The 14383-nt window shown below is 30.7% G+C and carries 14 protein-coding genes; 7 read left to right on the top strand and 7 right to left on the bottom strand.

The genetic code is table 11. The features are described 5' to 3' along the window. Window positions 1-273: 273 nt before the first annotated feature. From ACVC5O_RS13110 to ACVC5O_RS13080, 7 genes are all read right to left on the bottom strand, one after another. Window positions 274-867, bottom strand: coding sequence for a DUF4145 domain-containing protein (locus ACVC5O_RS13110; RefSeq protein WP_452221942.1), 594 nt, complete (start codon window positions 865-867; stop codon window positions 274-276). Between the two features lie 154 nt (window positions 868-1021). Further along, a complete protein-coding gene (locus tag ACVC5O_RS13105) occupies window positions 1022-1744 on the bottom strand; it encodes a hypothetical protein (protein ID WP_452221941.1) in 723 nt (240 codons plus the stop codon). Between the two features lie 142 nt (window positions 1745-1886). Continuing rightward, window positions 1887-3029 (bottom strand): GapS4b family protein, encoded by a 1143-nt coding sequence (gene gapS4b / locus ACVC5O_RS13100; protein WP_452221940.1) that lies wholly within the window; start codon window positions 3027-3029, stop codon window positions 1887-1889. A gap of 1 nt (window position 3030) precedes the next feature. Continuing rightward, on the bottom strand, window positions 3031-3951 hold the full coding sequence (gapS4a, locus tag ACVC5O_RS13095; RefSeq protein ID WP_452221939.1) for a GapS4a family protein: 921 nt from the start codon (window positions 3949-3951) through the stop codon (window positions 3031-3033). A 168-nt stretch (window positions 3952-4119) separates the two neighbouring features. After that, on the bottom strand, window positions 4120-5262 hold the full coding sequence (locus ACVC5O_RS13090; RefSeq protein ID WP_452221938.1) for an ATP-binding protein: 1143 nt from the start codon (window positions 5260-5262) through the stop codon (window positions 4120-4122). Window positions 5263-5406: 144 nt separating this feature from the next. Beyond that, entirely contained in the window at window positions 5407-5877 is a 471-nt protein-coding gene (locus tag ACVC5O_RS13085; RefSeq protein ID WP_452221937.1) for a hypothetical protein, read from the bottom strand. Between the two features lie 320 nt (window positions 5878-6197). Beyond that, on the bottom strand, window positions 6198-6863 hold the full coding sequence (locus tag ACVC5O_RS13080) for a YceI family protein (RefSeq protein WP_452221936.1): 666 nt from the start codon (window positions 6861-6863) through the stop codon (window positions 6198-6200). Between the two features lie 167 nt (window positions 6864-7030). Between ACVC5O_RS13080 and ACVC5O_RS13075 the strand changes: the two genes are divergently transcribed. The 7 genes from ACVC5O_RS13075 (at window position 7031) to ACVC5O_RS13045 (ending at window position 14332) form a co-directional block, all read left to right on the top strand. Further along, complete coding sequence (locus ACVC5O_RS13075; protein ID WP_452221935.1) at window positions 7031-7579, top strand: nucleotide exchange factor GrpE; 549 nt, start codon at window positions 7031-7033, stop codon at window positions 7577-7579. A 56-nt stretch (window positions 7580-7635) separates the two neighbouring features. After that, window positions 7636-8748, top strand: a complete 1113-nt coding sequence (gene dnaJ, locus ACVC5O_RS13070; RefSeq protein WP_452221934.1) for a molecular chaperone DnaJ — start codon at window positions 7636-7638, stop codon at window positions 8746-8748. 321 nt (window positions 8749-9069) lie between these two features. Continuing rightward, on the top strand, window positions 9070-9993 hold the full coding sequence (locus ACVC5O_RS13065; RefSeq protein WP_452221933.1) for an ABC transporter ATP-binding protein: 924 nt from the start codon (window positions 9070-9072) through the stop codon (window positions 9991-9993). Between the two features lie 3 nt (window positions 9994-9996). After that, window positions 9997-11310 carry an ABC transporter permease gene (locus ACVC5O_RS13060; protein WP_452221932.1) on the top strand — a complete coding sequence of 438 codons (1314 nt, stop codon included), beginning with the start codon at window positions 9997-9999 and terminating at the stop codon, window positions 11308-11310. Between the two features lies 1 nt (window position 11311). After that, on the top strand, window positions 11312-12265 hold the full coding sequence (locus ACVC5O_RS13055; protein WP_452221931.1) for a mechanosensitive ion channel family protein: 954 nt from the start codon (window positions 11312-11314) through the stop codon (window positions 12263-12265). Window positions 12266-12281: 16 nt separating this feature from the next. Beyond that, window positions 12282-13169 (top strand): DUF6268 family outer membrane beta-barrel protein, encoded by an 888-nt coding sequence (locus ACVC5O_RS13050; RefSeq protein ID WP_452221930.1) that lies wholly within the window; start codon window positions 12282-12284, stop codon window positions 13167-13169. Then, a complete protein-coding gene (locus tag ACVC5O_RS13045; RefSeq protein ID WP_452221929.1) occupies window positions 13169-14332 on the top strand; it encodes a sigma-54-dependent transcriptional regulator in 1164 nt (387 codons plus the stop codon). The genes ACVC5O_RS13050 and ACVC5O_RS13045 overlap by 1 nt, the downstream gene beginning before the upstream one ends. Window positions 14333-14383: the final 51 nt, after the last annotated feature.

Genomic DNA, 14383 nt, shown 5'->3' with positions numbered 1-14383 from the left:
TATGCCGAAAAGTCTCTAAAAAGCTATGCCGAAAAGTCTCTACAAAGCAAAAAGTATAGTAGCACGTTTTTTTTAACAAAAAGGGAAAAACCAACTAATTATTAAACGACTTTAAAAGAAAGGGATTGTTTTGCACAACGTGTTTGTATATGGTTTGTTGCGTGGTTTAGCACGTAATTTAGCAAATAAAAACCGAATAGAAAATCCGCGAGGATTTTCGTAAGTAGGCTAGAACTAGCAATAAATTATATACGGTGTTGGCAAATCGTTTTTTTAATCATTAATCATATTCGGTAATTCGTAGATGAATTTTAAAAGCATTTCTGTAAATAATAATATTTTCAGAGCCTCGTCTTTTGTTTTCAAAACGATTTTATGATTTGCTGTATTTCCGTGTTTTCTTATTTCGTCAACCCATTTTAGTCCGTTTGGTGGAATGTAATTATTGTCTTTTAAATAGTTAACATAATCAACAAAACTTAAACCTTCTTTTGCTCCTTCGCTAACTGAAATGTTCATTAGTAATTTTCGGCAGCACATTACTGTCGATGTATATGAGTGTGAAGACATACATCTACGAGCTTCTTGGTATAAGTCTTCGACTTCTTTTTCATTTATGTGTTTAATTAAGTTTCCAAAACTTGTGTCAGGATATTGTTCATTATCCTCGTCAAAATATGTTGGGTTTTTACAATTATAGCATATATAAATACTGCCTTTAATTCCCTGGTAAGATTCGTGCCTTCCGTGTTTATTGGCACTTACTGTTCCGATTGCAGCAAATCCAAGTTCAGACGCGATTTCTCTTTCGCAGAATCCGCATTTATATTCTTTTGATGGTACTTTATATGCTTCTTTCCAATTCATTTTTCAAATGTTTGCCAACGTGTTTGTATATGGTTTGTTGCGTGGTTAAGCAACTAAGTTAACAAATAAAAACCGAATAGAAAATCCGCGAGGATTTTCGTAAGTAGGCTAGAACCAAGCAATAAATTATATACAGTGTTGTACAAAGTATTTTTTAATTCTGGAACATCATTAATCTACCTAAATCTTTATCTTCTATTTCAACTAATACAATTCCACCAATTCCAATTTGAATTCCTCCACTTGCTGAGTTTCCACTAGTTGATTTTGAAACTTTAAAATATTTAGATTTTCCAATAAGTTCTAGATTATGTGTGTCTTTATTAATAACTAAATCCACATTCCTTAAACAATTATCAAATTCAGTTTTCGCATAATTATCCTTATTAATATTTTTGAATTCTTTTCCGTCAATTATAATATCAATTGTAAAAGCAGATCCTAGTAAGGATTCCATTCCGTCTCTAAATATAACAATAGAGCAAGGTTCGTTTTCTTTAGAGTTTAACTTTTGGTTTTCAGAATAAAATAATTTTCCATCAACATAAAAAACATTTCCTTTTATTCCATATCCTATTTGACTGACTTCAATTAGGTTAGCGCCAGAGGAAATCGCTAATTTATTCATTTTTATTTTTACTTCCTCCCAATCAATGTTGTAACTACCATTAAAAATCGGATTTTCTTTTAAAACAAAATCAGCTATTTTTTCTCCAGAGTGTTTGATATTTTCATTTTGAGCAATAATTTCGACGTTTTCAATTTTTCTAATTTCTTTTCCTTTATTGGTAAGATTTTTAACTTTAGCTGTACTGCATGATAGTAAAAGGAATGGTAAGAAGAGATAGAATAATAAATGATTTTCCTTAGGTTTCATAGTTTGGTAATATTTTGTACAACGTGATTGTGTATGATTTCGTTGCGTGTTTCAGCAACTAATTTAGCAATTACAAACCGAATAGAAAATCCGCGAGGATTTTCGTAAGTAAGCCTTTACTAGCAATGAATTATACACGGTGTTAGGCACTGGCATTTTTCTTGTTTTCTATATATTCTATAAAATTTCTGTAAGTCTCATCTTTTCTTTCTTCGAATGAATCCAATAATAAATTTTTCACTTGACTTTTATGTTTACTTGTATAGTCCGAACCATTTATTAAACTAAAATTCGAGATTGTTATCTCAAATTCTGCATTTGCACCTTTATTTTCAAAATCTTTAAAAGACAATATTACATTGCAGTTTCCCTCGTGGTTTCCGTGCTGAAATTTAAAAGAAGATTCCATTTCCCAAAATTGCAAATTTTTGTGATATTTTTTGTCTTTAATAAAAAATGTGTCGTGAATTTGTTTACCTTTTAATTTCAGCTCACTTTTATTCATCATCCAATCAATTTCGGTAGGTAAAATAGTAGAATTGTCAGGTTTGAATTCCATATTTATAATGTCTTTAAATTCAAAATGTCTACTTTGTGTGTTAGTTGATAATCTATAGAAAAAAACAATTCTATCTTCGTTATTGAAGTCTGAAAATAGGATTTTATTAAGTTTGGTATCTTTTTGAATGTAGTTATTGGTTTTAAAATGATTCACTAATGACTTTTGTAAATTATCTCCAACGAAGTTACTTTCAGAAGATGTATATGTTTTAGTAATTCTTAATTCATCTGAAGCAATTTTTTCTATTTCTATTTTTCCTTTAAAAATGTTCGTTGATTCGTACCAACTTTTATTTAAATCATTTCTTTCGATTTCATACTCAATAGTTACTTTGTCATTGTTTTTATCTGCAATTGAAACTATAGGCTCTGAACTTAACCAAAAGTTCACACCATCTGTTGGAATTAAATCTTTTATTTCAAAATTTGAAATTGCTTCTGCAATTGGTTTTTCAGAACTCCACGATATTCGGCTTGTATTTTTTTTAGTGTTATCCTCACGAGTATTTTGAAAATCTCTCAAAACATCAAATTCTGAAGGACTCAACAAAAGCGTTGAAATACAAGGAACTAAAGTTTCTTTATTTGAATGATTAAAAAACACACCTCTATTTCTTAAAAAGTTTTTTAAATCAGATTTTGAAATGTATGTTTGATTAGCAAAACCTCTCATTAGTTCTCCAAAAGGCAAAATCTTGTCAATATGTTTATGTTCTTGTCTCATATTAGATTTGTAATGATTTAAAGTTATCGTTGTAGCTCTCAACGCTTATTTGGTCTGTGAATGTCTCTTCTTCGAATGCACTTTTGGCAATTCTAACATCGCTTGAGTTTCTCACTTCATTATAATCTGGAAATAGAATCACTATTTTACTTGGCCAAGATTTAGAAAGCTCTTTAGACAAACTTATTAGCCTTTTTAAATCCGAAATGTCAAAAGGTTCAATCGTGTATAGGGCTAAAGTTGTTGTTTTTGTTATCTTTTCTTCTATCCTTAATGGTAAAATACTTGAATTAATATATTCGATAGGTAAAATTTTACCAAAATTCTTTTTAGTAGTTGGAATTATATTTTTTCCTGTATCTGGATAAAAGAAAGTTATGTCAGAATCTTTGAATTTTGATATAGCATATTTTAGACAGCTATATATGAAGTCAATTCGTTTATTATCCACGATATACAAACTATCGTAGCTGTAATCTTTGGAAAACCTAACATTGGCTAATTTCGGAATTAAATCATCATAAGAAGTTTCATCATTTGTTAGCCAAAAGAGTAAACCAACATCCTCACTCTTTGTATAATTTCTAATTCCAGAGATTATTTGCTTTGATTGTTGGCTGGTTTTAAAACATTCGATTGCAGTTGCTAAATCTTCAAAATGATTTTTAAAAGTTGAAGAAGGCGAATTTGGATAAGGTTTGTCACTAAATTTAACCGAAATATTTATCTTTTTTAACACCAAGTCAACAAGAGGTGATTTGTATGTAAAGAAGAAGTCTAAACCGTGAGTTCGTTTTTTATGATTTTCTTTGGTACAAGAAAATTCAATATTTTGGTGAGCTTTTCCCCAACCAATAAGCTTTAGAAAGTTCTCAACTGACTTTTCTCCATATTCTCCGATTAATTTTGATTTTTCTCCCATCTATGTTGGTTTTTCGGGTTGGTTTCTGCTTGTGCCTAACGTGTATGTATATGGTTTGTTGCGTGTTTAAGCACCTAATTTAGCAAATAAAAACCGAATAGAAAATCCGCGAGGATTTTCGTAAGTAGGCTAGAATTAGCAATAAATTATATACGGTGTTGTGTACAGTTATTTATTCAGACTTAGGTTTTTATTAAACAGTTCTAAGTGTCTTTTATTATCGTCTATTACTTTTATAATTTCCAATTTTGCATCTTGGGTAAATACTATTTTACTTCTTTTAGTGTGTTGGTCTAAAATTTCCACCCATAAAAATTTATCAAATCCAGCAATTATTGTTCCTTTTGGTGGATTTTCTACTTTGAAATCAGGTGTGTTTACCCAACCTAAATCGAAAATCGCTTTTTTCAATTGAAGATTAGTAAATTTATATTTTGATTTAGCTTTAACTACTTTTTCTAAACTACTAATTGTCATATGGTCTCCACCACGACTTATTTCTCCAACTATTTTGTATATCGGTTTTCCTTCTGTGTCGCTTATTTTTCCAATTTCTCCAGCACTTATGGCCTGTAGGATAATATTAAACACTCCGTCATTTGATTTGTCAATTTCTACATTACTTCCAGATAACGTTTTGTCTTTTCCATTAAAACCATAAATTCTATTCTGTTTTGGATTAACGATTAATACTTCTCTAGGATTTATGTCAACCATTTCTGGAAGTAAATTCGACCAGATTTCCATAAATTCCTTACTTTTTTCATTAGCCTTAATTTGTAAAAATCTATTAAATTCTATTGAAGAACTATTTGCGTGTTCATTTTTAGCAGAATCTCGATAATAAATGTCTCCTTTACCAATTTTATATTCTTTAAAATCATTAATAGGAACAAGTGTATCATTGGATTTTTGGATATGTAATGAATAAAATTTTCTTGTAGTTATTTGAAAAGACTGAAGGTCAACTGACACTCCTGTTTGTAATATTTTTTTAAATTTTTGTGAAACTAAGTTTAAATCTAGTTTTTTTAGAATTTCTAAATCTTGTGTTTTTAAACCAGTATCTTCTAGTTCTCCACTAGTCTTGTCTTCATTAAATCCAATTAGAATTATTCCTCCTTGTCCATTTGCAAATGAGATAATATCCTTTGCGAAATTTTTCATAAAAGTTTCAACTTCTGAATCGCCAGAATTAATAACTAGCATCATTTTATAATCAAATAAGTTATTCTCTTTAGGTGAATAACCAAAATCTTTAAAATCCTTTATAACTTCTAACGATTTTTCTGCTAATTCCTTTAATGTCATAGGTTTGGTTTAATTGTACACAACGGTTTTGTGTATGATTAGTGGCGTGTTTAAGCACCTAATTTAGCAAATAAAAACCGAATAGAAAATCCGCGAGGATTTTCGTAAGTAGGCGAGAACCAGCCATTAATTATACACGTTGTTCTACGCAGTTTTTATTTCCGCAATATTTTTCCAACAATAAACTTCAGAAATCCGTTTTGTATTTCCATAGTTTGTTATTTCCTCAATAAATTCAGGTTCTTTTTTTAAATAAAAGTCTTTAATTTCAGCGTTTTTATAGAATTCCACGCAAACACTTTTAATTCCATCATTTTTAAATTCCTCGATTATTCGATTAAAGAGTTCAGTTTTTATATAATCTGTTTTATCATTTTTCGCACAGTTCAGAGAGTAAATTTCTCCGTCATAATTGTCTTGGTCAATTGAAATTCCACCATAAATTGCACCTATTTTTTTGTTTTTATTATCAAGTGCCAATAAGTTAATTTCAGATTTTCTCATTTCAGTAAATCCTTTTTGAAAGATATGTTTTCTCCAATATTTAATAAAGTCAATCAGTTTAAGAGTTCCTTTATATTCGACTTTTTTTATATGTATTTCGGTTTTTCTCAAATTGCGTAGAACTAGTATATATCCAAACTTACTCAAATTTATCCTATATTACAAACCATTTTAAGCATATATCCCAACTTTTTAATAGCTTTTTATATATTTGGGATTATGGCGGATATCACAACTTTTAAGAAATTAAACAACAACACAAAAATTACTATTTAAATTTTTTAGCATAAGTTTAATACGTTTTTTGCCATTCAGTTATAAAAATACTTTTAAAGTAAAACCAAATAGTGTAGTAATAAATACTACAATAAAATAAACAAAAAAGAGGAGCCAATTGGCTCCTCTTTTTTTATAAGTATAAACTAAAAACCTTAAGACTTCTTAGCTTTTACAATAATCTTTAATTCCATATCATCATTAATAAACTTGTCTCCAAGATTATCAAATACAGATTTAGAACCATAATTTATAGACCATTTTGTTCTGTCAATAGTAAAAGCATCACTAGTTAAAGTCATAACATCTCCATCGTTAGAAATCGTTGCAGGAAATGTAATGTTATTTTTGTTTCCTTTTAACGTTAAATTACCAGAAACCATAGTTTTTCCGTTTTCTTCACTAGTTCCAGTGATTTCAAAAGCACCATTCGGAAATTTGTTAACGTTAAAAAAGTCACCTTCCTTACCTTCTACAGTTCCCATTAAATGCGCTTCTAAACTTGCTTTTTGATCGCCTTCAATATCGGTAACATTTATAGACTTCATATCAATAATAAAAGTTCCGCTTTGTAATTTTCCATCGCTTAAAGAAAACGTTCCGCTATCTAAACTTACAGTTCCTGTATGCGTACCTGTTGGCTTAAAACCTTTCCACTCAATAGTAGATTCTCCTACGTTTGCAACGTATTTTACAGAAGTTGCTTCACTTGTTGCAGCAGCTTCAGCTTCGCTTGTATTAGCTTCTTTTGCTTTTTTACATCCTACAACAGCTACAGTTAATGCAACAATTGTAAACATACTTAAAATTCTTTTTTTCATGATTAGTGTTTAAATTAAATTAAGCATCAAAATTAACAATTTTAAACCTTAAATGTTAAAATATTTTATTAAAAAAAGTTTAAAATTTTTTAGTGACATTTTGACATTTTTATAATAATGGCAGTACTTTTGCCAATCATATTTCAGTATTTAAAACAATACACGCAATGAGTACAAAAAAAGATAACGAAGAAACGATGGATGTGCAAGATAACTCTGCACAAACCGAAGCACACAATGCAGAAGAAACAGCAACAGTGGAACTCTCTAAAGAAGAACTTTTAGAAGAGCAATTAAAAGTTGAAAAAGATAAATTTTTACGCCTATTTGCTGAATTTGAAAATTATAAAAAAAGAACATCAAGAGAGCGTTTAGATTTAATTGAAACTGCAGGAGAGTCTGTTATGCTTAACATACTTCCTGTTTTAGACGATTTTGAACGTGCCTTAAGCCATATTGAAGACGATAAAGAAGCCGAAGAATTACGTAAAGGCGTGCTGTTAATTTATAATAAATTAATAAAATCTTTAGAGCAAAAAGGGTTAAAAGAAATGGATAGCAAGGGTAAACCTTTTGATCCCGATTTTCATCAAGCATTAACAGAAATTCCTGCTCCAAATAAAGACCTTAAAGGAAAAGTTGTAGAGGTTATTGAAAAAGGATACTTTATTGGAAGCAAAATATTAAGACACGCAAAAGTAGTTGTCGGAAAATAATAATTAAAACACCTTATATACTCTTCATTTTTAAAAGAAGAACAAAGGATTAAAATATGGCAAAAAAAGATTTTTACGAAATATTAGGCATTAGTAAAAATGCTACTGAAGCTGAAATTAAAAAAGCATACCGCAAAAAAGCGATTCAATACCATCCAGATAAAAATCCAGATGATAAAGAAGCAGAAGCTAAATTTAAAGAAGCAGCAGAAGCCTACGAGATATTAAGTAATGCTGATAAAAAAGCACGCTACGACCAGTTTGGACACCAAGCCTTCGAAGGTGGAGGTGGAGGCTTCAATGGTGGAGGCATGAATATGGACGACATTTTTAGCCAATTTGGAGATATTTTTGGTGGTGGATTCTCTGGTTTTGGAGGCGGATTTGGTGGTGGCCAACGTCGTACAAAAGGCAGTAACTTACGTATAAGAGTAAAATTAACACTAGAGGAAATTGCCAATGGTGTTGAGAAAAAAATAAAAGTAAAACGCAAAGTCCAAGCAGAAGGCACTACCTACAAAACCTGTTCTACCTGTAATGGCTCTGGTCAAGTAACACGTGTTACCAATACTATTTTAGGACGTATGCAAACAGCATCGCCTTGCCAAACGTGTGGAGGTGCAGGACAACAAATAGATAAAAAACCTGCAGATGCAGATGCGCAAGGACTAAAAGTTAAAGAAGAAACTATAGCTGTGAAAATTCCTGCTGGTGTTGTAGATGGAATGCAACTTAAAGTATCCGGAAAAGGAAACGAAGCTCCTGGAAACGGAATTTCTGGAGATTTATTAGTAGCCATTGAAGAAGAAGAACATAGCACACTACAACGCGAAGGCGATAACTTACACTACGATTTGTATGTAAGCTTACCAGACGCAGTTTTAGGAACATCTAAAGAAATAGATACAGTTACAGGAAAAGTGCGAATTAAAATTGAAGCTGGAGTACAGTCTGGTAAAATTTTGCGCTTACGTGGTAAAGGAATACCTAGTATTAATGGATATGGTAAAGGTGATTTGTTAGTGCACGTTAATGTATGGACACCAAAAACGTTAAGCAAACAACAAAAAGAATTTTTTGAAACTATGCGAGAAGACGAGCATTTTTCTCCTAAACCAGAACGCTCAGACAAATCATTTTTTGAAAAAGTAAAAGAAATGTTTTCCTAAATAAATTTTAAATTTATTAATTAAAGTCTGCTTATTTAAGCAGATTTTTTTTGTTAAAAACAGAACTTATTTAACCTAAATCGCAGTTTTTTAGAAAATTTAGGTATATTTGATTTATCACTAGTTTTTAGACTAGTGGTAATTTTTCTTTTTCATAGCAATTTTTTCCCATCCTTAAATTTTTAAGGGTGGGTTTTGTTTTTTTAAACGAGATTAAAATTTATTTAAAATGATTTACGCTTCATTTTAATCCTTATGAGTTAATATCTCGTTATACATTTGCTATATTTACGCAACAATTTTATTCAAAATATTGAATTTATGAACAACCTGTTGGAAGCACATTCAGTTTCTAAAAAATTTGGAAATTTTACAGCATTAAATAATGTTTCAATACAAGTGCCAAAAGGTAGTATTTTTGGTCTTTTAGGGCCTAATGGAGCTGGAAAAACGACTTTAATTAGAATAATAAACCAAATTACAATGCCAGATACTGGTCATGTAATTTTAGATAATGAGCCTTTGCAAAACCATCATGTTAGAGATATTGGCTATTTACCCGAAGAACGAGGATTGTATAAATCCATGAAAGTTGGTGAACAAGCCTTGTATTTAGCACAATTAAAAGGATTGAGTAAGACTGAAGCTAAAAAGCGCCTTAAATATTGGTTTGAGCGATTAGAAATTGGTGATTGGTGGAATAAAAAAATTCAGGAACTCTCTAAAGGGATGGCACAAAAAATTCAATTTGTAGTCACTGTGTTGCATGAGCCTAAGTTACTAATTTTCGATGAGCCATTTTCTGGTTTCGATCCTATAAATGCCAATTTAATAAAAGACGAAATTTTAAGGTTAAGAGACAATGGAGCAACCATAATTTTCTCTACACATAGAATGGAATCTGTTGAGGAATTGTGTGACGATATTGCATTAATACACAAATCTAATAAAATACTAGACGGTAAACTTATAGACATAAAAAGACAATATAAAACAAATACATTTGCTGTAGGTATAGACTCTAACAACACTAATTTTGAACAAGAATTAGCACAAAAATTTTCAATCACTCCTGCTAACTTTAAGACTATTAATAACGAATTAAAGCTAAATATAAAACTTAAAAATAACGAGACACCAAATGAGTTATTGCAGTATTTAACAGCAAATGGATCGGTGTCTCACTTTGTGGAGCTAATACCAAGCGCTAGTGATATTTTTATTCAAACAGTACAAAATAATTAAAAAATGAACCATCTACCTCTAATAATAAAACGAGAATATTTAACAAAGGTTAGAAATAAATCGTTTTTAATTATGACCATTTTAAGTCCGTTAATAATGATAGGACTTATTATGCTAGTTGCTTATTTGTCTCAGCTTAATAATAATAAAGTTAAAACCATTTCGGTTTTAGACGAGTCTGGGATTTTAAAAGATGTTTTTGAAGACTCAGAGAATACTAAATACCAGTTTTTAGACAATATAACACTAGATAACGCTAAGCAAATAGTAGAAGATAAAAGCTATTATGGCTTATTACATATTGAAAAAGGAGCATCGACAGATGCTATATCTAAAAAAATTAATTTTTATTCTGAAGACTCTCCGTCGTTATCATTAATTTCTTCTTTAGAAAATAAAGTAGAAAAAAAACTCAGTAACCTTAAATTGATAGATCAAGGGATAGATTTAGATAAAATTGAAGCTTCTAGAATTTCTGTAACTATAAATCAAGAAAATTTTTCAGGAGAAAAAACCTCTAAAATAGAAAGTGTTGTAAAACTCTTTTTTGGAGGAGCAGCAGGTTATTTGCTGTTTATGTTTATAATCATTTATGGAAATATGATTATGCGTAGTGTTATTGAAGAGAAAACAAGTAGGATTATTGAGGTCATTATTTCTTCAGTAAAACCAGTACAACTTATGTTGGGTAAAATTATTGGAACCTCATTAGCAGGTGTCACTCAATTTGCTATTTGGATTGTTTTAGGTAGCGTATTATTGGCTGTAATTCCTCCAATGTTAGGCATAGATATGTCGCAATTGCAATCTCCACAACAAGATATGGTTACCGAAGCAATGCAAGGACAAGGAGGTAATGAGAAGTTAGAAACCTTACTATTAGCCATCCAAAATTTACCTTTGTTAAACTTAGTAATTGCTTTTGTTTTATTCTTTTTAAGTGGATATTTACTGTATAGTTCGTTATATGCAGCAATTGGCGCTGCTGTAGATAACGAAACCGATACACAACAATTTATGTTGCCAATAATTATGCCTTTAATTTTAGCCGTTTATGTTGGAGGATTTACTGTAATCGAGGATCCTCACGGAACAGTTTCTACAGTATTTTCATTTATACCACTAACCTCACCTGTAGTTATGCTCATGCGTATTCCTTTTGGTGTGCCTATTTGGCAACAAGTAGTGTCTTTATTAATACTTATTGGTACTTTTATATTAATTGTTTGGTTTGCAGCAAAAATATATAGAGTTGGTATTTTAATGTATGGAAAAAAACCAAGTTATAAAGAACTTTTAAAATGGATAAAGTACTAAAATGCAAGAAAAAGTAGGCGATAAAATAGAGAAAGAAGTAGAGAAAGTAGGCGAAGTAATTACCGAAAGTAGTATTTGGGAATTATTTGTAAATTTTTTAAATACAGCGCTCTATACTTTTAAGGATGTTAATGGTAATATTACAGGAGAGGTAAAAGTAAAATATATATTACTTGTTATTATAATTTTATTTTTAACTACGTATGTATTACGTTGGGTTAAAAGGCTTATTACCCATAAATTACCAACAGAGGACAAAGCAAAATTTAATACTGTATTTTCTTTTGCAAGATGGATAATTTATATTATTGTTTTTCTAGTAGTAATAAGCTCATTAGGTATAGATGTTACTGCTGTATTTGCAGCATCTGCAGCCTTGTTAATTGGTGTTGGTTTAGCCTTACAAACGTTATTTCAGGATATCATTTCCGGAATGTTTATACTAATTGACCAATCTGTACATGTTGGAGATATTATAGAAATTGAAGGTAAAGTTGGTAGAGTTGAAGAAATTAAACTACGTACAACCAGAGCAGTGACAATAGATAATAAAGTACTCATAATACCTAATCATTTATACTTAACCAATAGCTTGTATAATTGGACGCAAAATGGCACCTCTACAAGAGAGACTGTAGATGTTGGTGTAGCTTATGGTAGCGATGTTCAGCTTGTAAAAAAACTTTTACTAAAAGCCGCAAAATCTAGTCCTGCAGTATTTAAATCGCCAGCTCCAATGGTAACTTTTGTAGATTTTGGAGAAAGTGCTCTAAATTTTAGAGTTGCTTTTACACTCGAGGATAGCTTTAATGCCAGAATACCAAAAAGTGAAATTCGTTTTGAAATTGATAAGTTGTTTAGAGAACACAATATTTCAATACCATTTCCACAACGCGATATTCATATTATTAAAAACCCGAATAATTCCGATAGTATATCAACTATAGGAGATTAAATTAGAATAAAAATATATGTTTTTAAAACACGTTATAGCTTCAATAATCTTTGTATTTGCATTTTTTATAATGCAGACTTCTCATGCGCAATTAACAGATTTAGCGCGTTTGGAGTATTCTTTTATACCTAAAAGCAATTCCGAAGATCAATATACTAGGTTAAGAGCTTTAGTAAATTACCCAATTAAAACAAAAGAAGATTGTTATCTAATAGTAGGTGCGGAATATAACCGCATTATTCTTAATTTAGAAGATAATTACCCGTTTAACACCTCATTAATAAACACAATTAATGTTATAGATATAAACGTAGGTTACACATTTAAAACAAGTGAGGATTGGAGAATTGGATTAAAATTAAATCCAAGGATTGCTTCAACATTAACCACTAAAATCACTACAGACGATTTTTTTATAAATGGAGGCGTTTTTGCAATTCATGATAGAACAGATGATCAGAGTTTAAAACGGCCTTATCGTTTAGTTTTAGGCTTAACCTATAACGCAACAACTGGGTTACCATTTCCACTACCTTTTGTAAGTTATTATAGACGCGTAAGTGAGAGTTGGTCATTTTCTCTAGGTGTACCAAAATCAAATGTTAAGCATTTTTTTAACGAAAAAAATCAGGTGCAAGCCTTTGTTGGTTTAGATGGCTATTTTGCACATTTGCAACAACCTTCTCCAATAGAAGGAAAGCAAGTAGAAAACATCTCACTGTCTGTTGCAGTTGGAGGTTTAGGCTACGAGCATTGTTTTACTAAAAACCTAGTCGCTTACGCTTATACAGGCTACACGTTTAGATTAAATAATGTATTAAGAGACAATAATAGAAAAGAAGTTTTTAAATTAGACGATATTAATGCCTTTTATTTAAGAACAGGATTTAAATTTAAAATATAATGTCAAAAATATTAGTAATAGAAGACGAAGCTGCAATACGTAGAGTATTGGTAAAAATACTATCTGAAGAAAACGAAGCCTACTCTGTTGAGGAAGCAGAAGATGGACTAATAGGAATCGAAAAAGTAAAAAAAGACGATTACGACCTCATTCTTTGTGATATAAAAATGCCAAAAATGGATGGTGTTGAAGTATTAGAAGCTGTAAAAAAAATAAAACCAGAAATACCAATGGTTATGATCTCTGGTCATGGCGATTTAGACACAGCTGTTAATACCATGCGTTTAGGTGCTTTCGATTATATCTCTAAACCACCAGATTTAAACCGGTTATTAAATACAGTTCGTAATGCTTTAGATCGAAAAGAATTAGTTGTAGAAAATAAAATTCTTAAAAAGAAAGTAAGCAAAAAATACGAAATGGTTGGCGATAGTAAAGCCATTGCTCAAATCAAGGAAATTATTGATAAAGTAGCTCCTACAGATGCCAGAGTATTAATAACAGGACCAAACGGAACTGGTAAAGAGCTAGTAGCACATTGGTTACACGAAAAAAGCGAACGTGCTAAAGGCCCAATGATTGAAGTCAACTGTGCAGCTATACCAAGTGAGTTAATAGAAAGTGAATTGTTTGGTCACGTAAAAGGTGCCTTTACAAGTGCTGCAAAAGATAGAGCAGGTAAATTTGAAGCTGCAAATGGAGGTACAATTTTCTTGGATGAAATAGGCGATATGAGTCTATCTGCACAAGCAAAAGTATTACGTGCATTACAAGAAAGTCGCATACAACGTGTTGGTAGCGATAAGGATATAAAAGTGAATGTACGTGTAATTGCAGCAACCAATAAAAACCTTAAAAAAGAAATAGCCGAAGGTAATTTTAGAGAAGATTTATACCACAGGTTAGCTGTTATACTTATAAAAGTACCAGCTTTAAATGACAGACGAGAGGATATACCATTATTAATCAATCACTTTTCTTCAAAAATATCAGACGAGCAAGGCACAGCAAAAAAGCAATTTTCAGACAAAGCTGTAAAACTATTGCAAGAGTACGATTGGACAGGAAATATTAGAGAGTTGCGTAACGTTATTGAGCGCTTAATCATTTTAGGAGGTAGCGAAGTGAGTGAGCAAGATGTAAAATTATTTGCAAGCAAATAAAAAATAATTAAAATATTGTAAGGTATTACTTAGGGTACAGACTAAAGCCCA

The organism is Lacinutrix salivirga, from assembly GCF_053604675.1.
The sequence above is the reverse complement of the archived record's forward strand: the minus strand, read 5'-3'. Positions and strand labels throughout refer to the sequence as shown.